Genomic DNA, 21,377 nt, shown 5'->3' with positions numbered 1-21,377 from the left:
TAAACATGGATAGTCGTTACGTACAATTTAAGAATGTAAAAAAGAGCTATGACCGGCACAATTTTGTAGTGAAAGATTTTAGCCTCGATATTGCTAAAGGGGAATTTGTCACGCTATTAGGGCCATCAGGCTCAGGTAAAACCACCTGTTTGATGATGTTAGCTGGTTTTGAAGACGTTACCAGCGGCGGTATTGAAGTCAATGGTGAGCTGATTACTAACGTCGCGCCTTACCATCGCAATATTGGCATGGTTTTCCAACATTATGCTCTGTTCCCTCATATGACAGTGGTTGAAAATCTCGCTTATCCGTTACAAGTCCGCAAACTGTCCAAAGAGCAAATAAAGCAAAAAGTACATGAGTTTCTAAAGCTCGTGGAGCTAGAGCATTTTGGTGATCGTTATCCAGGGCAGCTCTCTGGAGGTCAGAAACAACGAGTGGCCCTCGCGAGGTCTTTGATCTTTGAACCGTCGATTGTGTTAATGGATGAACCTCTAGGCGCGCTAGATAAGAATCTACGTGAGCAAATGCAGTTTGAGATAAAACGCCTTCACGAACAGTTGGGGTTTACTGCCATTTATGTCACGCACGATCAAACCGAAGCTTTGACGATGTCAGACAGGATCGCCGTTTTTGAGGATGGCGTTGTGCAGCAGTGTGCAGACCCTTCAACCTTATATGAGCGTCCTGCTAATGCGTTTGTTGCCGACTTCCTAGGGGAGAACAATCATCTTCCTGGCACTCTCCTAAAAGTCGAAGGGGAGCATGCCTATGTTGAATTGACGGATGGTACTCAAGTGGTGGCAACAGCTATCAATTGTCCAGATATTGGTGAGCGCTGCATGTTGGCCGTTCGCCCGGAAAACTTCTTTATTGGTGACAAGGATGAGACCAACACGAATCAGGTTTTCGCCACATTTGTTACCCGTTTATATGTGGGGGATTTCATCCGCTATTTCTTCAAGTTGCAAGACGGAAGAGATGTCATGGTGAAGCTTCTCAATGATCAACAAGCACCGACCTTCAAGGCCGGTGATAAAGCCAGCCTAACGTGGTCCATTTCAGATGGGTTAGCGCTTGACCACCCTTAGTCAAGGAAAGAAAGGAAATATGATGACAAACATGAAAAAGTGGCTTCCTATTGCTCTTGCGTTTGGATTGAGCAATGCAGCAGTTGCGGATCAACTGACGGCAGTGTCGTTTGGTGGTGCGTATGGCGATGCCCAGAAAAAACATATGCTGGACCCATTTACTGCGAGTACCGGACACAAAGTGTTATCAGAAAACTACTCTGGTGGTATTGCCGAGCTCAAGGCACAAGTCGAAAGTGGCAACGTGCTCTGGGACGTCATTGATGTGGAAGTTATTGACCTAGAGCGCGCGTGTTCTGAAGGCCTACTTGAAGTTTTCCCAATGGACACACTACCGCCGGGTGATGATGGTACGCCTGCGAAAGATGACTTTAGCTCAGAAGCTTTAGCCAATGAGTGTGGTGTTGGTAACATCGTTTGGACAGTACTGTTTGCCTATAACCATGACACCATTCAAGGTGGAAAACCAAGCTCTATTCAAGATCTGTTCGATACCAAAACCTACCCAGGTAAACGCGCCTTTAGGAAACGCCCTCAAGTGAACTTGGAGTGGGCGTTATTGGCAGATGGTGTCGCCAAAGAAGACGTTTATGACGTGTTAAGTACCGATGAAGGACAAAAGCGTGCCTTTGCCAAGCTCGACACCATCAAGGATGACATTGTGTGGTTCGACAGTTGGTCGCAAGCTCCTCAGTTGCTTAATGATGGTGGCGCTGTGATGGTGCAATCAGCGAATGGGCGTTTCTTTGATGCGATTCAGCGTGAAGGTAAGCCTTTTGAAATGGTGTGGGACTCGCATGTGTATGACTTAGATGTTTGGGCCATTGTGAAAGGGACCAAGAAGAAAGCATTAGCGGAAGAGTTCATTCGCTTTGCGACAGGTTCTAAACCACTGAGTGGCATGCCTGAGGTAGCGTATGGCCCAACTCGTAAGTCGGCGTATCAGTATGTTGATCCTGCTGTAATTCCTAAGCTGCCATCCTCTCACTTAGACGAAGGCGTGAAAGCATCGGGTGATTTCTGGGCTGATTACGGCGAGACATTGGGTGAGAAATTCAACGAGTGGTTACTTCAATAATTGCAGTTAACTGCTGCTAAGAAGAGGGGTGCCATCGGTGATGGCATCCCTTTGATATCTGACACACCTTCAAGGATGAAAACGGTATGGTGAGTGACAATACGCTAACTTTGACTGAGCTAGCACAGAGTAAGAAGAAACATCGCAGCAAACAATTGATGCTGTTTTTGTTCACTCTGCCGTTGCTTCTGTTTGTGTTTATTTCATTTTTGGCCCCGATTACTACGATGTTGTATCGCAGTGTCTATCATCCAACTGTCGCTCAGTTGGTGCCAAATACTCTTGAGGCGATGAAGTCATGGGATGAATCCTCAGGAGCTATGCCATCTGACGACATTGTTCAAGTCTTTACTGTTGAGCTGTATGGGCTTGCGAAAGAGCGCCGCTCAGGAAAGCTGGCGGAAGAGATCAATCGCTCGTTACCGGGTTCATCTAGCTTAATTAAATCGACTGCCCGAAAAATCAAAAGAATGCCGGCCGATGAGCTGAATACAGAAGGGGCAAATGTCCTGTTAGACAAACACAAGAAATGGCGCTCTCCAGAAGTGTGGGTAGCGATCAAGCTATCAGGTAATAAGTGGACCGAGCGTTATTACTTAACGGCGCTGGATCTTAAGAAAACGCTGCAAGGCGACATCGAAGCGAGAGACACCAAAATCTACATCAAGCTCTACTGGAAGAGTTTAAAAATCGCGCTCTACATTACCTTATTGACTGCGATTATTGCTTTTCCGTTGTCCTACTATTTATCGACGGCTTCTGCGAGCAAAGCGAACAAGCTTTTGGTGTTTGTGTTACTGCCTTTTTGGACCTCGTTGTTGGTACGTACGACTTCCTGGATTGCTTTGCTGCAAACGAATGGGGTTGTGAACAGCACTCTTAAAGCTATTGGTATTATCGACCAACCATTGGATCTACTGTATACCGAGTTCTCGACCATCATTTCTATGACGCACATTCTCCTGCCATTTATGATTTTGCCTTTATATAGCGTTATGAAAAATATTGACCCAAGCTACTATCGAGCCGCGCTATCACTGGGTTCAAAACCGATGCCAGCCTTCTTTAAAATCTATTTTCCAATGACCTTGCCAGGCTTAAGTGCAGGTGCGTTGTTGGTGTTTATTATCTCGATTGGTTATTACATCACACCTGCGTTAGTTGGCGGGACCGATGGGCAAATGATCAGTAACATCATCGCGTTCCATATGCAGTCTTCCAACAACTGGGAACTAGCCGCCGCCCTAGGTAGCTTACTGCTGGTATTAATTTTGGCTCTCTATTGGTTATATGACCGTTGGGTGGGCGTGAACAACATTAAGTTAGGGTAATGGTATGAAGAGATTTCCAAGTTACTTTACACCTTTGCAGAAGTTAGGCTCGTTGTCTCTGTCGGCCAGTGCGTACCTGACATTGCTTTTTTTGATGATGCCGATATTGGTGATTATTCCGTTATCGTTTAATGCAGAGCCCTATTTTAGCTTTACGCCTGGCATGTTGGCGTTTGAAAAGGAGGCATACTCCCTAGAGTGGTATGCAGAAATTTGGCACGATGACAACTGGCTACTTGCCATTAAAAACAGCTTTCTAATTGGTATTTGTGCAACGGTGCTCGCGACGGTATTAGGGACGTTGGCTGCTATTGGTTTGAGTAACTCTGCCATGCCAATGCAACGTATTATCATGGCAATTTTGCTGTCTCCAATGATCGTACCTTTGATCATCACTGCAGCTGGTATGTTTTTCTTTTACACCCAGTTGAATCTTGCAGGTACTTTTTGGGGAGTAGTGATTGCACATGCAGCATTAGGTACACCCTTTGTGATCATTACCGTTAATGCTGCATTAGCAGGGTTTGACTACTCCCTTGTACAGGCTTCGCTAGGTATGGGCGCTAAGCCAGTATATACCTTTGTTAAGATTATCATGCCGCTAATCAGACCTGGTGTCATTTCAGGCGCTTTATTTGCGTTTGTAACCTCGTTTGATGAAGTCGTGGTCGCGTTGTTTTTGGCAGGTCCTGAGCAAAAGACGATACCTAGGCAGATGTTCTCTGGACTCAGAGAGCAGATTAACCCAACGATATTGGCGGTTGCGACGCTGTTAGTGGTGCTGTCGGCTTTATTGCTGTTTACCATCGAATATTTACGCTCGAGGTCGGAGCGAATTCGAATCAATAGCTGGTAGGTGAAAAACAGGCGCTACGCCAGAGAAAACAAGGGAAGGGGATCGTAACACGGGCAGTGGCAACACTGGTGGAGATGGCTTTTGTTGAGTTAGAGATGGAAAAAGTTCAGATATCAGCAGCGACCCAGAATAAACCAAGTCGTGCTGTCTGTGAGAGGCTGGGCTTTTCTTTAGAAGGGGTTATCACCCGCGCCGAGAACTTAAATGGACCTGTGGTTGACCATGCCATCTATGGATTGTCACGAGATACATGGTCAAAGAACGTAACTAACTCGCCAGATGTTTAAACTGTAAGTCAACCAAGCGTCGATAAAGCTCACAAGTTTTCAGCAACGCATGATGATTACCTTTGTCTACCAAACGGCCGTGATCCAACACAGCGATTTGATCGGCGTGTTGGATGGTAGAAAGGCGATGGGCGATGATGATGGTTGTTCTACCTTGCATGAGTTCTTCTAGCGCTTGTTGGACATGGTGTTCGCTTTCACTGTCTAGGGCGCTGGTGGCTTCATCGAGTAATAAAATCTTAGGATCTTTAAGTATCGCTCTCGCAATGGCAATGCGCTGTCGCTGGCCGCCAGAAAGGCGTACACCGCGCTCTCCTAAAAAGCTTTGATAACCCTCGGGCAAATTCATAATAAATTCGTGAGCATGGGCTTTCTTTGCCGCTTCAATCACTTCAGCATCACCGGCGTTCGGATTGCCGTAGCGAATATTGTGGAACACATCATTACTGAAAAGAGCGGGCTGCTGAGGAACCAATGCCATTTGCTTGCGAAGTTCATGAGGATCAAAGCGTCGAATATCGATGCCACCTAAGGTGATTTGCCCTGCTTCAGGATCGTAAAACCGCTGCATTAGCTCAAACAAGGTGGTTTTTCCGGCGCCAGAAGGCCCCACCAATGCCAAAACCTTGCCTTCTTCGGCGACCAAATCCAGTGACTCCACTGCTGCCAGTGTAGGTCTAGATGGGTAGTGGAATATCACGTTGTGAAACGCGACTTCTGGTTTTAGTTTGTTTGGTGAAAGTATGTCGCTTGTTGGGGCGGTAATATGGCTTTCGACTTGTAAAATCTCGACCAATCTTTCCGTGGCTCCCGCTGCACGTTGCAACTCGCCCATGACTTCTGAAATGGTGGCAAGGGATGAAGCCACCATAATGGCGTAAAACACAAACGCACCAAGATCGCCTGCCGACATCACACCGTTAATCACATCACTGCCGCCCACCCAGAGCATGCCTGCGATAGCGCTAAATACAATGACAATCACGCCCGAGATTAAGATTGCGCGCTGTTTAACTCGGCGGCGGCCAATATCATAAGCTCGCTCAACTTCGCGAGAAAATGAAGCGCGTTCTTCCGCTTCGAAACTATAGCTTTGCACCGTCTTGATGTGCTCAATGGCTTCGCCAGCATAGCTACCTACATCTGCCATTGAGTCTTGGCTCTGTCTCGATAGCGCCCTGACGCGTCTACCGTAAAATAGGATCGGTACTAGAATAAATGGCACCGATGCGAGCACGATTAGCGTCAGTTTAATATTGGTAGCAAAAAGCATAACGATAGCACCGACGCACATTAATGCGCTGCGCATCGCCATGGAAAAGGAAGACCCAATGATGCTTTGCAGCAAAGTGGTGTCTGTTGTAATGCGGGACATGATGTCGCCGCTGCCATTGGTTTCAAAATAGCTAGGGTGCAGAGTAATGATGTGGTCAAACACCGCTTGTCGAATGTCGGCGCTGACACGCTCACCAACAGAAGAGACTAAGTAGAAACGGAAGAACGTGCCGATAGAGATACACAAAGTAATGAGGAGAATGAATTGTATCGCGCTCTGTAGATCGGCCAGTGACTGCTGAGTAAAGCCTTGATCAATGAGAATGCGTACGCCGTGGCCAACTGAGAGGGTTAATCCAGCCGTGACAATGAGAGCCAGCAGTGCGGTGAACACTTTCATTCGATAAGGACGGATAAAGGCCAAAAGCTCAACTAAAATCCCCAAGTTTTTTCGTTGTTGTTTTGATTGGGAGGGTATTTGCATAGTTTGGACCTTTTATTGAAATAAGTTTGGGTATAACACTTTGTAAATTATAGATACTTCAGTAACCTTCACTTCGATCTACGGTCACAGTTTTTACATAACTAGTGGTGACGCTGTCATCTTGTGCTATTGCCAGTGGTCATTGACAAACTGGTGCTTTTGTAAAACATTGACCAGCTCGCTAAGCACCGGCCCGTTGGCATGACGCCGAGAGACTAAGCAGCCCACGGTAGTCACCCAGCCACTTTTTTCATGTGCGACAGGAAGGGCAACCATGCGTTGTTCCTGTATGGGTTGTTTGACCAACATTTCTGGTAAGTTTGACCAGCCGATACCCTGCAATACCATATCGACTAAATTCTGATGAGTATTCGCGTACCAAACATTGGTACTTATTCCATAGGTAAACCACAGTTCTTGTTTGTCAGAGCTACGATGCACACATTGGCGATACGCTTTGAGATCCGAGTCTTTAACGATGGGAAGCGTCGCGAGGGCGTGATCGGGTGCGACAACGGTCAGAAAACGGGCTTGCCCCATGACAAAAAAATCCATATCGACACGTAGTTCTCCATCGGCATAGACAATGCCTATCTGCGCCACCTCTTCTCTCACCAATTTTTCCACATCAAAAGTAGAAGCTGTAATGATCTCGAAGTTAGTGATGGGGTACTGGGTAGCGAGCGGTGCAAGAATCGACAATAGAGCGGCGCTCATCAGGCTTTCGTCCACGGCGATGACAAGTTCGTGTTCATAGTCATTAGCCAATGAATCTACTTTCTGATCGAAATACTGCTGCTGATGAAGAATAGACCGAGCAATAGGCAACAAAGCTTCACCACTCTTCGTCAACTCTGGCGTGTTTTTCTCACGGCTGAATAAGGTTTGATTGATGGCAATTTCAAGATTTGAGATTGCTTGGCTTACGCCAGATTGGGCGCGATTGAGTTTGCGCGCAGCAGCCGAAAATGAGCCGTACTCACAGACTGCGACAAAAACCTTGAGTTGTTCGAAACTGTACATCGTCAATCCTTAGTCACAAAATTTCACTCAAGGTATCACGAAGTGTGATGGTTGTTAACTTTCTATCTATTGCTGGATGAGGATAATCAGAGGCGAATTATCAACAAACTAAATAAAAACCAGTGAGGAGTTAACAATGGGAGTGCTTGAGAGAGTCTTTCATTCAGTATTGTTTGAAGTATTAGCCGTGAGCCTATCAATCGCGGGGTTAGCAATATTTACCGACCATGATGTTTCGAAGCTGTCAGGAACAATGATAGTCATAGCGACAATGGCAATGTGTTGGAATTATCTTTTCAATTTGATTTTCGATTATTTTGTCAAAGGTGAACGAGTACAACGAACCGTGATGGTTCGTGTGGTTCACGTGCTACTGTTCGAAGCAGGGCTGTTATTGGCAACGGTGCCTGTGATGGCAGTGATGCTTGGTGTGAATTTATGGCAAGCCTTTATTATGGATATCGGCGTGACGATCTTCGTGACCGTATATGCGTTTGTCTACAATCTGACTTACGACCATGTTCGAGTTTGGGTGGTGAGCCAGCGTCAGGCAGCAGCGTAATAAAGATTGAGTTGATAAAAACAATTAAAATGGGCAGACGCTATCGTCTACCCTTGTTTATTTGCAACTAACCATTGTCGATCTTAAGGCCTAAACCTGCTTGAAGTTTAGGTGATGTAAGGTGAGTCCTGGCTTCACAAATGACACGTCCAACTCATACCAGCCTGTTTGCAGCTCGACTATGAGGCCTTCAACGTCGACAGCGTTGCCTTCTGTACCATTCGTAGACAGTGACATACTGTAGTCGCCATTGAGGTGCAAGCTACAGGATGATTGAGCGAGCTCATTACGATCATAACTGGCGTTCATACTGACTTGGTATTGGCCAGCTTTTGTGACGTGAAGGGTGACATTAGAATCAACCTCTGTATCAAGGACCACTGGTTCCTCAATGGCAAGAGCAGAACCCATTGGTTGCTCTTCACGCGCGTTGAACGGCTTAATAGGGTTATAGCGAACTAGCGGACGCTGCATCGCCGGTGTATTCAAAATAAATCGGCAGATGTTCATGGCGCTGCGCTGTAATTCACCAAGCGTCAGCTGACCCGCCTCCAATGCGCTAAGTGTGTCATCATCCATTGTGTTACGTTCGGCACCATCATTGTCGACCACCATATACAAGTCGTTCTGAGCACGAACCATGTAGGAAGTATAGGTTTTAGACTCTTCACCACCAGTGACCGGGTGGTTCATTTTCGCCCACCAGTCAGACATGACAATGCCATCGAATCCCCATTCGCCGCGAAGAATAGTGGTATTAAGATCATAATGTGATGCGCCCCAGTGCCCATTGATTGGGTTGTAAGAGGTCATTATTGTGGTCGCGCCACCTTTTTTCACCGCAAGCTCAAATGGCTTAATGTGTACTTCACGGAGAGCACGTTCAGACATAACGGCATCGACAAAGAAGCGTGAGGTTTCCTGATCGTTGGCCGCAAAGTGCTTAATCGTGCCTGATACTCCAGCGCTCTTCAGGCCACCCACTTGCGCAGCGGCCATGTATCCGGTCAGTAGAGGATCTTCCGAGAAATATTCGAAGTTGCGACCGTTAAGGGGATGGCGGTGAATATTGATCCCCGGACCAAGCAACGTATCAATTTGGTAACTTTGCAGCTCTCCCCCGACTAGATAGAACAAATGCTCATTGAGCTCAGTGTTCCACGTACAACCAAGTAGTGTACCAATAGGCACCTGTGTCGCTTTATGGCCACTGTCCATGCGAATACCCGACGGGCCATCCGCTGCGGCGGCAACAGGAATACCTAGATCAAACAAAGCATCACTCACACCACCAAATGCCGCTGCGGTACCTGGAGTCACTTTGGGACTACACATACCCTCGCCACGAACGATAGTTGCCAGCATAGATGGACTAAACTGAGCAACAAATTCGCTCAGAGAGGCTTCGCCGTTTGCCACGTTCTGCAATTTAATCCCTTTATCACCGGTAAGCTCAATGCTCTCTGGTAGGCGAGATTCAATGCGCGCTAGCATATCGACGCTTCGAGTTGGTACCGATTCGTGCTCAATACAGAAACGACCACCTTGTGAAGTTTGGGCAGGCTTTATACGCTGGAATGACTCAACAGGCGCAGCTGATTCAGAGAGCTGCTCAATGACCTGTAGTGTATCTACGTTGAATGGGGCATCAACGACTGTTGCTTCTCTAACACTGCCGCCGAGATAGAAATCATAACGGCCAGCTTCAAGCACATAGCAAGACTTATGACCAGTAACACCAGAGTCATCATAAGAAGCCAGCACCTCGAGTGGTACGACGATACGAACCAGTTCAGACTCGTTTGGCGCAAGCATGCGGGTTTTACCAAAACCTGCAAGACTACGGGCAGGTTTGCCTAGTTCGCCTTGCGGCGCTTCCACATACAACTGCACAACTTCTTTGCCACTGTATTGTTTGCCAGTGTTGGTGACTTCTATGTGGAAGTGCATGGCACGCGTGTTGCCGCGGCCTTCGATAGAATGAGAAATGAGTTTGCGCTCAAACTGGGTGTAGCTCAAACCTTCACCAAACGCATAACGAACCGCTTCTGGCTTGAAAGTGGCGAAGTAGCGATAACCTGAGTAAATATCTTCTTGGTAGAGGTTTTTGTCTTTGTTGCCAAAGTTAGCATGAGACGGGTAATCACTTAGCTGATAAGCGATAGTGTCTGCCAGCTTTCCGCTTGGTGACAGGTCGCCAGAAAGAACATCGGCAAGGGCGTGACCGCCTTCCATGCCCGCAGCCCAGCTGTATAGAACGGCTTTTATGGATTCTGGTTTGGTAACAGACTCCATCCAAGACATGTCAACAATGTTAGTCACATTGAGGATCACAACCACGGAGTCGAACTGCTCACAAACTTGGCAAAGCATTCGATGCTCAGTATCTGTGAGTCGATAGCTGCCTGCCTCATCTGCATTATCTTGGTCTTCACCTGCCGTGCGGCCGATAAACACAAGCGCATGGTCGCTTTTCTGACTGGCTTGTTTCACTGTTTCATCGTCTAGCGGCATTTCTTGTTGGAACCAAGGTTCAGCCGCCCAACCGCCACCACCATCATCAAATGGGTGCTGCTCTAGCCAGTTTTGATAGACGCTCACCAACTTGTGGTTCACTTCAATACTTGGGTGAGCGTTTAGCCCTTCAAGCGCATTGACGGAGTACGGGACGTTTACCGCTCCACCTGAGCCTGTACCGCTGCGTACGGTATCGATTTGGCAACGGCCAAAAAGCGAGACACGACTGCCTGTATGCAGGGGTAGCGTGTTGTCGATGTTTTCCAATAAAACAATGCCTTCAGCGGCGGCTTGGCGGCTGACAGGCGCAAGGGCTTGCCTTGCTAATTCAATGCTTGTGAAAGGCATAATGGGGTTCCAGTTTCTGTTATTTTCTATCGTTTTTGGGAGCTTAGATTACTAAGAATTAGATAAATGGGTTGTTCAATTCAAGCCGTTCTCGCTGCTCAATCTTCAAGGTGCTCTCGATGTCTGAAAAGTATCGCTGATAGAGCGCTTCATAGTCGCCCGTTTCAAGTACAATTTCACAGCCAAGCTGGAGACGTTTAGCAAGCTCCGGGTTGTCTGCATTCACGTAGAACACTAAAGGGAAGGGATATTCGATCATCACCCCACCCACTAGGCTTACTGGATATTGGCTGGCGACGCGACTCTCAAATACTTCAAGTGCTTCATTAGCGCCAAAACAAACAAAGTCGAACTCGCCTTCGGTTAAGCGCTGAAATAAGCCATCAAAGTTGCCGCGTTCTACAACAGTAAAGCCGTTGCGTCGAAATAGTTCGGCATCAACCCATGTTTCGGGTACGCCAACGCTTTTATTTTTAATAGTTTCTACAGATGAGAATTCATTGAGCTTATCATCACGTGCAAATAAAATACGCTGCCCCAAAAGCTGCTTGGTGACTGACAGCGCAAGCTCGATAAAGCGTTTGCCAGCAAATTTAGCATTGCCTTTTACTGTGACGAGTACATCGCTACCGTTATCGAGAACAGCGCCTTCATCTTTAGCTGAAGGTAAGTCGGTGCGATCGTCAATGATACTGACGTCGCCATGGCTTTCTGCGGTCACAGAGAGCAGTAGATTGAGCACATCAAGCTCAAATTGTTGACGATACGCAGACTTGTTTCCGTTCCAAAAACGTACTGAATTAATCGTTGTCACATTGATCACCAAAAAGTAAGCGGTTTCTTTTGAATGATATCAGTTTGGAAAAATGGTGATAGTGAGCAGATCACATAACGGATTAATAGTTTGTTTTAGTACCATAAGTTGCTGTTATTAAAATAATAATGAATCATTATGAGTTTAAAATTCACTCACTTATGCATGGCGTTTGCTAGCGATAATGTCGTGAGCCGCATGTTAATCTGAGTTACAAAGTTGCTGAGATCACATTTCTCGAAAGAGACTATTTTAACAGCTTGATGTGCGCTAATTCATTGAATTTTAAGAATAATATCTTTGTCTCGCGTTCGGTGTATTATTGATGTTTTATTTTAAGCCATTGTTTTATAAGGGTTTTATTTATTGTGATCGGCGCGGGCTTTTTGGGGAACGTTTTTGTTATCGAGCAATGGATTGCTTAGCATCTTGAGAAAGCGCTTTCATGAAGTGTTACCCCCGAACTGATTCAGTTCCACTTAAATTGAAAATCGCTCGACCCAAAAACAAAACTAAAGGACAAAGTGATGCAAAAGAAAACATTTATCGCCTCAGTGATTTGTGGTGCATTGTTTGCTGGTAGTGCAGTGACTGCACAAGCGGAAGAGATTAAACAAGGGGGCACACTAACGGTGCCAATCATCAACACTGGCTTCGTTGATAACTTTAACCCATACACAGTGAAAGACATTTATAACGGCACGATGTTTGAGCCGTTGATGGTTTTCAACAACATGACTGGTGAGACGCACTGGCGTTTGGCTGAGTCGGCAGACTACTCAGACGATCTAAAAACCATCACTATTAAACTGCGTGATGGCCTTAAATGGTCAGACGGCAGTCCGCTAACGGCTGAAGACGTGGCATTTAGTTTCGAAATGACTAAGAAAGCGCCAGCATTCGACCTTAAAGGTATTTGGTCTGGCGGTAACCTACAAGGTATCGACGTTGTTGATGCTCGTACAGTTAAGCTAAACCTAGCAGAAGCAGACTCTACGTTCCTATGGAACCTTGCGGACTACCATATTGTTCCTAAGAAAGTTTGGAGCAAGGCAGAAGACCTAACCACCTTTACTAACCCAAATCCAATTGGTAGCGGTCCAATGACAACGGTGAAGTATCTGAAGCCTCAACAAATGGAGCTTTGCCGCAACGAGAATTACTACCTGGATAACCGTCCTTACCTAGATTGTATGACGTTCCGTTCATACAACGATAACTCGCAAATTCAACCAGCACTTATCAAAGGTGAAATCGACTGGGGTTCTAACTTTATCGCTGATATCGAAAGCACATTTGTACAGCAAAACCCTGAGAACCACCACTTCTGGTACCCTGCGAACGATGCGATTCACCTATATGTGAACACAAAAGAAGCACCATTTGATGACATCCGTGTTCGTCAGGCTCTTTCTATGTCACTTGACCGTGAAATGATCGTTGATATTGCGGCTTACGGTTACCCAACAGTGAACTACAATGCGGGCGGTATTGCTGAGCTTTACAAAGCAAACATCGACCAAGGTGTCACCGAAAAGTATCGTAACCTAACGACATACAGCCCAGAAGAAGCGAAAAAGCTGCTTGATGAAGCGGGTCTGAAAGACGTAGATGGTGACGGTTACCGTGATATGCCAAATGGCGACAAGTTCACATTTGACATTGAAGTGGTTAACGGTTGGACAGACTGGATCCAAGTAGTTCAAATGGCGACTGAGTTCTTCGACGAAGTTGGCGTAAAAGCGAACGTTAAAACGGTCGACTGGGCGGTTTACGATAAGAACCTAAAAGACAGCAACTACAAGATGTCTATCAACTGGTCGATGGTATCGACTAACCCAATCCTAGCGTATCAAGCTTACTTCTCATCTGCGTATGTAGGTAAGATTTGGCATGCTGGCCACGGTGTAAATAGCCCAGAAATCGATGCACTAATTAACAGCTTCGGTAAGACGGGTGACAAAGTGAAGCAGCAAGAGATCATCTCTGAATTGCAAGAGTTTACAGCGCAAAACCTACCGTTTATCCCGCTGTTCTCTAACGCGACTTGGTTCCAGTACAACACTAAGAAAATTGTTGGTTGGCCAAGTGAAGAAAACCCATACATTCAACCTGTATTTTACGATGGTGGTAAGCGAGTCATTATCCTAAATAACTTGCACCTTAAGTAACTCGTAACATTTGGGGTCTCGCCTGAGGCCCCACATTAAAAGGTATTGCTATGTCGTTTTTAGCTCGCCGCTTTGGCTTTTATTTTACTGCGTTTTTAATCGCAATCTCATTCAACTTTATGTTGCCACGTCTGATGCCAGGTGACCCAGTCGACGCACTGTTTGCTGCCGCTCAGGGCCGTATGGATCCTGCGCAAATGGATGCGGTTCGTGAAATGTACGGCTTCGTTGATGGCAACGTATTTGTTCAATACATTCACTACATCAAAAGTGTGTTCACTCTTGATCTTGGTCCTTCAGTGTTGATGTTCCCAATCAACGTATCTGAGGTTATTGCTATGGCGCTGCCTTGGACTATGTTCCTAGCGCTGGGCTCACTGATTGTGGCTCTGATCATTGGTGTGAGCATCGGTACTTATGCATCTTACCGCCGAGAAGGGCTCTTTGGTCAGGTCGTGCCGCCAGTATTGGCTTTCATCAGTAACTTCCCATACATCGTAACCGCTCTGCTTTTGTTCTACTTCTTCGGTTTGAAAATGGAGCTGCTACCGCTCGCATACACTTACGATCCTTCTCTAGAACCGGGTTGGACTTGGGAGTTCATTGCAAGCGTTGCCAAGCATGCTGTGTTACCTGTGGGTTCAATGGTTGTGGTTGGTATTGCGACTTGGGTGTTCAACATGCGTAACGCGATGATTAACGTGTTAGGTGAGGATTACGTCACTATGGCGGAAGCCAAAGGTCTTAGCAGCTTCCGAGTGATGTACCGCTACGCAGGTCGTAACGCTATCTTGCCAGTTGCAACCGCGATTGCGATGGCGATTGGTTTCTCGTTCGCAGGCTCGATTATGACGGAAGTGGTATTTAACTACCAAGGTCTTGGTAACATCCTACTAAAAGGCATTGTTGCTCGTGACTACCCGCTTATCCAGGCCATTCTGCTTATCTTAGTGACCGCAGTTCTGACTGCTAACTTTATTGCCGATCTTCTTTACGTTTGGCTTGACCCACGAATTTCCAACTAGGCTGTATTATGGATAAGTTAATTGACGCTCATAAATATGACCGCGAGAGCAAATTAGCGGTGAGAGAATCTGCTTTCTCGTGGAAGAATATCAAATCAAAACTGGGTAAGGTGTACGCCTTTTTCTACGGCAACCCGCCGGCTATCATTGGTGGTTTTCTTCTGACTATCGTTCTAGCTGGTGCGGTTTTTGCTCCAGCATTGGCAACACACGATCCAGAGCGCCGCGTTGCTCGCCCCCATGTGGCACCGAACGCAGAGCATGTGCTTGGTTCTACTCGTAGTGGTCGTGATGTCTACAGCCAAGTTCTTTACGGAGCGCGTAAATCACTCACAGTGGCGCTGACTGCTGGTGTGATTGCGATGAGTATTGCTGTGCTAGTAGGCGTATCGTCTGGCTACTTTGGTGGCAAGATTGATGAACGCTTGAACTTCTTAACTAACGTATTTTTGGTATTCCCGCAGTTACCATTATTGATTGTACTCGCAGCATTCTTAGGGCAGGTGGGGTCCCTCGTTATTACCGTGTTGCTCGGTATCACCTCCTGGCCGTGGGGCGCGAGGGTGATACGTTCTCAAACAATGGCAATCCGTAACAAAGAGTTCATTATTTCTGCTGAAGTAATGGGTGAATCAAAAATTCGCATTATCCTGGTAGAGATTCTGCCAAACCTTATCTCAATCGTATTTGGTGGCTTCCTTGGTACCGTTATCTACGCAATGGGTGCAGAAGCCGGTCTTGGTATTCTAGGTCTAGGTGATGCAACGGAAGTGAGCTGGGGCTCAATGCTTTACTGGGCACAAACTTCGTCTTCACTCTACACCGGCGCATGGTGGGAAATGATGGTTCCAGCAATGGCACTGGCGATTACTGGTGGTGCACTGGCACTGATTAACATGTCGATTGACCAAGTGAGTAACCCGAAACTTCGTACTGGCCCACACATCAAGCTGTGGCACAAACTGAAAAAAGAAGCAGATAAAAAGAGAGGCCTACGATGAGCGCTTTACTTGAAATCAATAACCTTTGTGTCGATTACGTATCGCCAAACGGTGTCGCTCGTGCGGTAAACAATGTGAGTTTGACCATCAATGAAGGTGAAACGTTAGGCATTGCGGGTGAATCAGGTTGTGGCAAAAGTACGCTTGCGTTTGCTATCTCTCGTTTGCACAAAGCGCCAGCGCTTATCTCAGAAGGTGAGATCCTATACAAGGGTGAAGATGTACTAAAAATGAACGACCGTAAGTTGCGCCAGTTCCGTTGGAACGACGTGTCTGTGGTATTTCAAAGTGCAATGAACTCGTTAAACCCAGTGATTACCATTGGTGAGCAGCTGACAGACGTTATCTTGGCACACAAGAAAATTCCGTATAAGCAAGCTCATGAAAAGGCGGTGGAGCTGCTGTCTATCGTTGGTATTCACGGTGACCGTATGGGGAGCTTCCCACACCAATTAAGTGGTGGTATGCGTCAGCGTGTGGTCATTGCGGTAGCGTTAGCGCTTGAGCCAAAGCTCATCATCATGGATGAGCCAACAACGGCGCTGGACGTTGTAGTTGAGCGTGAAATTCTTAACGAACTGTACGACTTAAAAACCAAATTTGGCTTCTCGATTCTGTTCATCAGTCACGATTTGAGCCTAATGGGTGAGATTGCAGACCGTATTGGTGTTATGTACGCCGGAAACCTGATTGAACTAGGTGAAGCTCAGCAAGTATTTGGTGCTCCGGAGCATCCATACACTAAAGGTTTAGTGGCGTCTTTCCCGACGATTCATGGTCCTAAAGAAAGACTGTTTGGTATTCCAGGCAACCCAGTGAACCTCTTGGATATTCCAACAGGTTGTAATTTCCAAGCTCGCTGTGGTGAGTGTTTTGATAAGTGTCAGAAAGTAGAACCGGCGCTTTCAACGCTAGCGAACGGCCGTCAAGTCTCTTGTCATTTGGTTTAAGGAAGTAATGATGCAAAGTAACGAAGTCATCCTATCGGTAAAAAACTTGGTTAAAGATTTCCCTCTAGGCCAATCGGCTAAATCAAACCTAATGCGAGCGGTCAACGATGTGTCGTTTGAACTTCGTAAAGGTGAAGCACTGGCGATCGTAGGTGAATCAGGGTCAGGTAAGAGTACTGGTGCCCGAATCCTAACCCAAATTTACGACAAGACGGCTGGCGATATTCACTTTAAGGGTGAGCCTATCAATGAGTACATTGAAAAAAATGGTCAGTTGGAATACGCACGTCAGGTGCAGATGATTTTCCAAGACCCATTTGGCTCACTCAACCCAGTGCACACGATTTATCACCACATTGCACGTCCGCTGATGATTCACAACCGTGCAGATAAAAAAGCTATCCCACAATTGGTGTATGACTTGCTTGAGCTGGTGGGTCTAACGCCAGTAAAAGAAACCGCAGAGAAATTCCCTCACGAGCTAAGCGGCGGTCAAAGACAGCGTGTTGCGATTGCGCGTGCCATTGCCGTTGATCCAGAAGTGATCTTGGCGGATGAGCCGATTTCAATGCTCGATGTGTCCGTACGTCTTGGTATCTTGAACCTGATGGCGGATCTAAAAGATAAGCATGGTATTTCGTTCATGTATATCACTCACGATATCGCGACAGCACGTTACTTTGCTGAGAAAACAGCGGTGATGTATGTCGGCCATATGGTGGAGTGGGGCGAGAGCGACAGCGTGACTCAGAACCCTCAGCACCCATATTCGAAACTGCTACTGTCAGCGGTACCAGAGGTGGGTAAGGCTGGTCGCCGTGACCTCGCTGTGAAGAAAGGTGAGATCCCGCTTTGGAAACCATCAAGCGTAGGCTGTCCATTCGCGACACGCTGCCCGAACGCGACCGATATTTGCACCAAAGAGATGCCTGAGACGACACAGATCTCTGAGCAACACTTTGTTCGTTGCCACAACATGTAATTTAAAGAATCCCAAAAATTTTGCGCTTTTAAGAAAGCGCTTACAAAAATCAGAAGTGACCAATATGACGGAACAATTACAAGCTAATCAAGCGTTTGAAGTACACGGAAAATTTATCACTATCAACGACGAACGTTTTTATCAGATTTCTAACGTCGATCAGATGGCACCGTTTTTTATCAGTGTCGTCTCTGCCAGCAACCATTGGCTATTTATCTCTTCAACGGGAAGCCTATCTGCAGGTCGCATTCGTCCTGAGAACGCGTTATTCCCATATCGTTCAGTCGATCATATTCATGAGAATGCTGACAACACAGGCTCGAAAGCGGTACTGCGTGTTAAAAAAGGCGAGGGCAAACCTGCTCTTTGGGAACCGTTTAACCCGCACCACGACGGTTTATATGAGGTGCAGCGTAATCTGTATAAAAACGCGGTCGGCGATAAAATCATCTTTGAAGAGCTAAACCACACATTGGGTCTGGGCTATCAATACAGCTGGTCTACGTCAGATAAGTTTGGTTTCGTTCGTGAAACTCATGTGACTAACTTAGGGGAGAGCGCGGTTGAGTTTGACATCATTGATGGTATTCAAAACTTGCTACCTTCCGGTGCACCACTGCAAGCTTTGCAAACGCGCAGCGCACTGGTAGACGCGTACAAATGGAACGAGCGCATCGAAGATTTGCCAATGGCGACGTACAGCATGTACGCCAAGCTTAGTGACCGTGCTGAGCCAGCAGAATCACTACGTGCAACAACAGTCTTCGGCATCGCGCCTAATGCTCAGCAAGTGACGCTGAGCGCCAAAGATGTGGCGAATTTCCGTAAAGGATTGCCGCTGAATGCTGAATCCTTAACTCGTGGTGAGCGTGGTGCTTTCCTTATCACTCAGTCGCTAACACTTTCTGCTGGTGACGCTCAATCTTGGACTATCATCGCGGATATCGATAAGTCACACGCTGACGTTGCTGTGTTGAAAAATCAGCTTGTCCTAGACGATGAAATCGCAGCGACTGTTGAAAAAGATGTGAAAGCAAATAGTGATGAACTCAAGTTGCTTATGGCCGGAGCGGATGCATGGCAGCTGACATCATCAGAAGAGACCGCAGTTCACCACTACGCTAACGTGTTGTTTAACAACATGCGTGGTGGCGTATTTGTTGATGGTTACAAGCTTGATAGCAGCGATGTGTTGGCAACCTTTACTCGCATCAACAAGAAGGTTGTTGAGAAGCATTCAGCACTGCTGCGTACGCTGCCAGAGAACCTGTCTCACCCGCAATTGGTATCTATGGCGAAAGATACCGGTGATCAGCAATTGCTGCGTATGGCTTACGAGTATTTACCACTTACATTCGGTCGTCGTCATGGTGATCCAAGCCGCCCTTGGAACCATTTTGAAATCAAAGTACGTGATGAAGAAGGTCAGCGTTTGCTTGCGTACCAAGGTAACTGGCGCGATATTTTCCAAAACTGGGAAGCGATGGCACTCAGCTATCCAAACTTCATCGGCTCGTTTGTGGCGAAGTTTGTCAACGCATCGACCATTGATGGCTACAACCCTTACCGCATTACTAAAGAGGGTGTCGACTGGGAACTGCTAGATCTAGATGATCCATGGAGCAACATTGGTTACTGGGGTGACCACCAGATCATCTACTTGCTTAAATTCCTTGAATTGGCTGATAAGTACCAAAGCAACGACCTTATCGAATGGCTAAGTGAAGAGACATACAGTTACGCTAATGTTCCTTATGAAATTTCTGGTGTCGAGCAGCTGTTTGCTAACCCGAAAGACACCGTCACCTTCAACGAGCAAAAGCAAGCGACAACTGAAGAACTGACGGAAACCATGGGCAGTGACGGTCGCTTAGTGATGAGTGGCAATGGCGACGTCTACCAAGTTAACCTGCTAGAGAAACTGTTGGTGCCGCTTCTTTCCAAGCTTAGCAACTTCGTGATCGACGGTGGTATTTGGCTCAATACACAGCGTCCAGAATGGAATGATGCGAACAACGCGATTGTTGGTAATGGCTTGTCTATGGTGACGCTGTACTACATGCGCCGCTACGTTACCTTCATGCAAAAACTCATTTGCCGTGCGCCAATTAACGTTGCGCTATCAAGTGAAGTCGCAACTTGGCTGGCGAAAACCAGTGAAGTACTGTCAGAAGCGGCTGCGTCATTGCGTGTTGAGAAGATCACGCCTCAGTCACGTAAAGCGTTACTGACTAAACTTGCAAAAGTGGCAGAAGAGTACCGTGTGGGCGTGTACGCCAACGGTTTCTCAGGTAAGTCGACGGTTGAGATGACGGAAGTGGAAGAGCTACTTCGCGTATCCAAGACGCTACTTGACCATACGATCCACAGTAACAAGCGTGAAGACGGTCTGTATAACGCTTACAATATTCTTGATCTACAAGGTGATAGTGCCAATGTTGAGTACTTATACCCAATGCTTGAAGGTCAAGTTGCGATTCTAAGTGCGGGCATCTTAGATGCGACACAAGCGGTTGATTTGCTCACCAAGCTATTTGATAGCGAGATGTTCCGCGAAGATCAACTGAGCTTTATGCTCTATCCAGACCGTGACTTAACAGCTTTCTTGAAGAAGAACCACATTACTAAGAACCTTGTGGACAATAGCGCGCTGCTGCAAGCGATGCTAGAGAACGATGACAAGCGTATTGTGAATCAAGATATTGAAAACCGAGTTCACTTCAATGCTGATTTCGAAAATGCAGGTGTACTGGAAGCACGCATCGCACAAGTTGCGGCAGACTATCCGCGTTTTGGTCGCCAGGATTGGGAGAAAGTCGCTGATATCTACGAACAGACCTTCAATCACAAAGCGTTTACGGGGCGTTCTGGCACCATGTTTGGCTACGAGGGCTTGGGCTGTATTTACTGGCACATGGTTTCAAAGCTACTGCTAGCGGTTCAAGAGAACTATCAGCAAGCGTGGGTAGAGCTGGGTAATACAGAGAAAACTAAGCAATTGGCTGAGTTCTACTACCGAGTTCGTGAAGGTATTGGTTTCAATAAAACGCCTCTAGTCTATGGTGCGTTCCCAACTGACCCATACTCACACACACCAAAACAAGCCGGTGCACAGCAACCAGGTATGACAGGTCAGGTGAAAGAGGAAGTGATCACACGCTTCGGTGAGCTAGGTATTGCAATCACGGATGGTGAGATTCAAATTACTCCTAACCTACTCGATAAGTCTGAGTTCTTAACTGAGCCAGTTACGTTTGACTACTTCGACCTTAATGGTCAGGAGCATCAAGTTGATGTAGAAGTAGGTAGTCTAGCGTTCACATTGTGTCAGGTACCATTTGTGTACACATTGAGTGAAGAGCAAAACGAAGTGTCTCTTACCGTGGAGTTAGTAAATGGTCCTAAGATTGAAAAAGTGTCGAATATGATTCCAGAGAATCTAAGCAAACACATTTTTGATCGCAGTGGTCAGGTGAAGGCGGTATACGTGACAATTCCAGCGGAAAAACTGGTTATCTAGATAACAAAGCGTAAATAAAAAGGCAGGACAATGAATTGTCCTGCCTTTTTTTTATGAATGAA

At 46.6% G+C, this 21,377-nt stretch carries 15 protein-coding genes and 1 pseudogene; 12 read left to right on the top strand and 4 right to left on the bottom strand.

Features of this window, described 5'->3' with window-relative positions; all coding sequences use genetic code 11:
* Positions 1–5 precede the first annotated feature (5 nt).
* The 5 genes and pseudogenes from ACJB0T_RS03265 to ACJB0T_RS03245 all read left to right on the top strand — a co-directional run.
* Complete coding sequence (locus tag ACJB0T_RS03265; protein WP_479292915.1) at positions 6–1,091, top strand: ABC transporter ATP-binding protein; 1,086 nt, start codon at positions 6–8, stop codon at positions 1,089–1,091.
* A gap of 31 nt (positions 1,092–1,122) precedes the next feature.
* Positions 1,123–2,169: an ABC transporter substrate-binding protein gene (locus ACJB0T_RS03260; protein WP_479292917.1), complete on the top strand. Its 1,047-nt coding sequence runs from the start codon at positions 1,123–1,125 to the stop codon at positions 2,167–2,169.
* A gap of 86 nt (positions 2,170–2,255) precedes the next feature.
* On the top strand, positions 2,256–3,500 hold the full coding sequence (locus ACJB0T_RS03255) for an ABC transporter permease (protein WP_479292919.1): 1,245 nt from the start codon (positions 2,256–2,258) through the stop codon (positions 3,498–3,500).
* A gap of 4 nt (positions 3,501–3,504) precedes the next feature.
* Positions 3,505–4,356 carry an ABC transporter permease gene (locus ACJB0T_RS03250; RefSeq protein ID WP_446646880.1) on the top strand — a complete coding sequence of 284 codons (852 nt, stop codon included), beginning with the start codon at positions 3,505–3,507 and terminating at the stop codon, positions 4,354–4,356.
* A gap of 14 nt (positions 4,357–4,370) precedes the next feature.
* Positions 4,371–4,643: pseudogene (locus ACJB0T_RS03245) on the top strand (GNAT family N-acetyltransferase); the annotation flags it as partial.
* On the opposite strand, the gene ACJB0T_RS03240 reads toward ACJB0T_RS03245, so the two are convergent.
* Together ACJB0T_RS03240 and ACJB0T_RS03235 are read right to left on the bottom strand one after the other, a co-directional pair.
* Entirely contained in the window at positions 4,624–6,402 is a 1,779-nt protein-coding gene (locus ACJB0T_RS03240) for an ABC transporter ATP-binding protein/permease (RefSeq protein ID WP_479292921.1), read from the bottom strand. The pseudogene ACJB0T_RS03245 and the gene ACJB0T_RS03240 sit on opposite strands and share 20 nt — an antisense overlap.
* A gap of 126 nt (positions 6,403–6,528) precedes the next feature.
* Positions 6,529–7,425: a LysR family transcriptional regulator gene (locus ACJB0T_RS03235; RefSeq protein WP_479292923.1), complete on the bottom strand. Its 897-nt coding sequence runs from the start codon at positions 7,423–7,425 to the stop codon at positions 6,529–6,531.
* A 136-nt stretch (positions 7,426–7,561) separates the two neighbouring features.
* On the opposite strand from ACJB0T_RS03235, the gene ACJB0T_RS03230 reads away from it, so the two are divergent.
* Complete coding sequence (locus tag ACJB0T_RS03230; protein ID WP_479292925.1) at positions 7,562–7,987, top strand: PACE efflux transporter; 426 nt, start codon at positions 7,562–7,564, stop codon at positions 7,985–7,987.
* Positions 7,988–8,077: 90 nt separating this feature from the next.
* Here ACJB0T_RS03230 and ACJB0T_RS03225 read toward each other — a convergent pair whose 3' ends face one another.
* Both ACJB0T_RS03225 and ACJB0T_RS03220 read right to left on the bottom strand, forming a co-directional pair.
* Positions 8,078–10,852 (bottom strand): glycoside hydrolase family 3 protein, encoded by a 2,775-nt coding sequence (locus ACJB0T_RS03225; protein ID WP_479292927.1) that lies wholly within the window; start codon positions 10,850–10,852, stop codon positions 8,078–8,080.
* 58 nt (positions 10,853–10,910) lie between these two features.
* Positions 10,911–11,666, bottom strand: a complete 756-nt coding sequence (locus ACJB0T_RS03220) for a hypothetical protein (RefSeq protein ID WP_479292929.1) — start codon at positions 11,664–11,666, stop codon at positions 10,911–10,913.
* A gap of 527 nt (positions 11,667–12,193) precedes the next feature.
* On the opposite strand from ACJB0T_RS03220, the gene ACJB0T_RS03215 reads away from it, so the two are divergent.
* From ACJB0T_RS03215 to ACJB0T_RS03190, 6 genes are all read left to right on the top strand, one after another.
* Complete coding sequence (locus tag ACJB0T_RS03215) at positions 12,194–13,837, top strand: ABC transporter substrate-binding protein (protein ID WP_479292931.1); 1,644 nt, start codon at positions 12,194–12,196, stop codon at positions 13,835–13,837.
* Between the two features lie 50 nt (positions 13,838–13,887).
* Entirely contained in the window at positions 13,888–14,862 is a 975-nt protein-coding gene (locus ACJB0T_RS03210) for an ABC transporter permease (RefSeq protein ID WP_353499073.1), read from the top strand.
* 8 nt (positions 14,863–14,870) lie between these two features.
* Entirely contained in the window at positions 14,871–15,863 is a 993-nt protein-coding gene (locus tag ACJB0T_RS03205; RefSeq protein ID WP_479292933.1) for an ABC transporter permease, read from the top strand.
* Positions 15,860–16,813 carry an ABC transporter ATP-binding protein gene (locus ACJB0T_RS03200; RefSeq protein ID WP_479292935.1) on the top strand — a complete coding sequence of 318 codons (954 nt, stop codon included), beginning with the start codon at positions 15,860–15,862 and terminating at the stop codon, positions 16,811–16,813. Before ACJB0T_RS03205 ends, ACJB0T_RS03200 begins: the two co-directional genes overlap by 4 nt.
* A 7-nt stretch (positions 16,814–16,820) precedes the next feature.
* The gene (locus ACJB0T_RS03195) at positions 16,821–17,795 is read left to right on the top strand and encodes an ABC transporter ATP-binding protein (protein ID WP_479292937.1); all 975 of its coding nucleotides are present in this window, start codon (positions 16,821–16,823) and stop codon (positions 17,793–17,795) included.
* Positions 17,796–17,859: 64 nt separating this feature from the next.
* Positions 17,860–21,315, top strand: a complete 3,456-nt coding sequence (locus ACJB0T_RS03190; protein ID WP_479292939.1) for a 1,3-beta-D-glucan phosphorylase, GH149 family — start codon at positions 17,860–17,862, stop codon at positions 21,313–21,315.
* Positions 21,316–21,377 lie beyond the last annotated feature (62 nt).

It is taken from the genome of Vibrio sp. CB1-5, from assembly GCF_059412285.1.
The sequence above is the reverse complement of the archived record's forward strand: the minus strand, read 5'-3'. Positions and strand labels throughout refer to the sequence as shown.

Coding starts and splice junctions, on each gene's coding strand:
- ACJB0T_RS03265 (WP_479292915.1), top strand. CDS start 6: ATGGATAGTCGTTACGTACAATTTAAGAATGTAAAAAAGAGCTATGAC.
- ACJB0T_RS03260 (WP_479292917.1), top strand. CDS start 1,123: ATGAAAAAGTGGCTTCCTATTGCTCTTGCGTTTGGATTGAGCAATGCA.
- ACJB0T_RS03255 (WP_479292919.1), top strand. CDS start 2,256: ATGGTGAGTGACAATACGCTAACTTTGACTGAGCTAGCACAGAGTAAG.
- ACJB0T_RS03250 (WP_446646880.1), top strand. CDS start 3,505: ATGAAGAGATTTCCAAGTTACTTTACACCTTTGCAGAAGTTAGGCTCG.
- ACJB0T_RS03240 (WP_479292921.1), bottom strand. CDS start 6,402: ATGCAAATACCCTCCCAATCAAAACAACAACGAAAAAACTTGGGGATT.
- ACJB0T_RS03235 (WP_479292923.1), bottom strand. CDS start 7,425: ATGTACAGTTTCGAACAACTCAAGGTTTTTGTCGCAGTCTGTGAGTAC.
- ACJB0T_RS03230 (WP_479292925.1), top strand. CDS start 7,562: ATGGGAGTGCTTGAGAGAGTCTTTCATTCAGTATTGTTTGAAGTATTA.
- ACJB0T_RS03225 (WP_479292927.1), bottom strand. CDS start 10,852: ATGCCTTTCACAAGCATTGAATTAGCAAGGCAAGCCCTTGCGCCTGTC.
- ACJB0T_RS03215 (WP_479292931.1), top strand. CDS start 12,194: ATGCAAAAGAAAACATTTATCGCCTCAGTGATTTGTGGTGCATTGTTT.
- ACJB0T_RS03210 (WP_353499073.1), top strand. CDS start 13,888: ATGTCGTTTTTAGCTCGCCGCTTTGGCTTTTATTTTACTGCGTTTTTA.
- ACJB0T_RS03205 (WP_479292933.1), top strand. CDS start 14,871: ATGGATAAGTTAATTGACGCTCATAAATATGACCGCGAGAGCAAATTA.
- ACJB0T_RS03200 (WP_479292935.1), top strand. CDS start 15,860: ATGAGCGCTTTACTTGAAATCAATAACCTTTGTGTCGATTACGTATCG.
- ACJB0T_RS03195 (WP_479292937.1), top strand. CDS start 16,821: ATGATGCAAAGTAACGAAGTCATCCTATCGGTAAAAAACTTGGTTAAA.
- ACJB0T_RS03190 (WP_479292939.1), top strand. CDS start 17,860: ATGACGGAACAATTACAAGCTAATCAAGCGTTTGAAGTACACGGAAAA.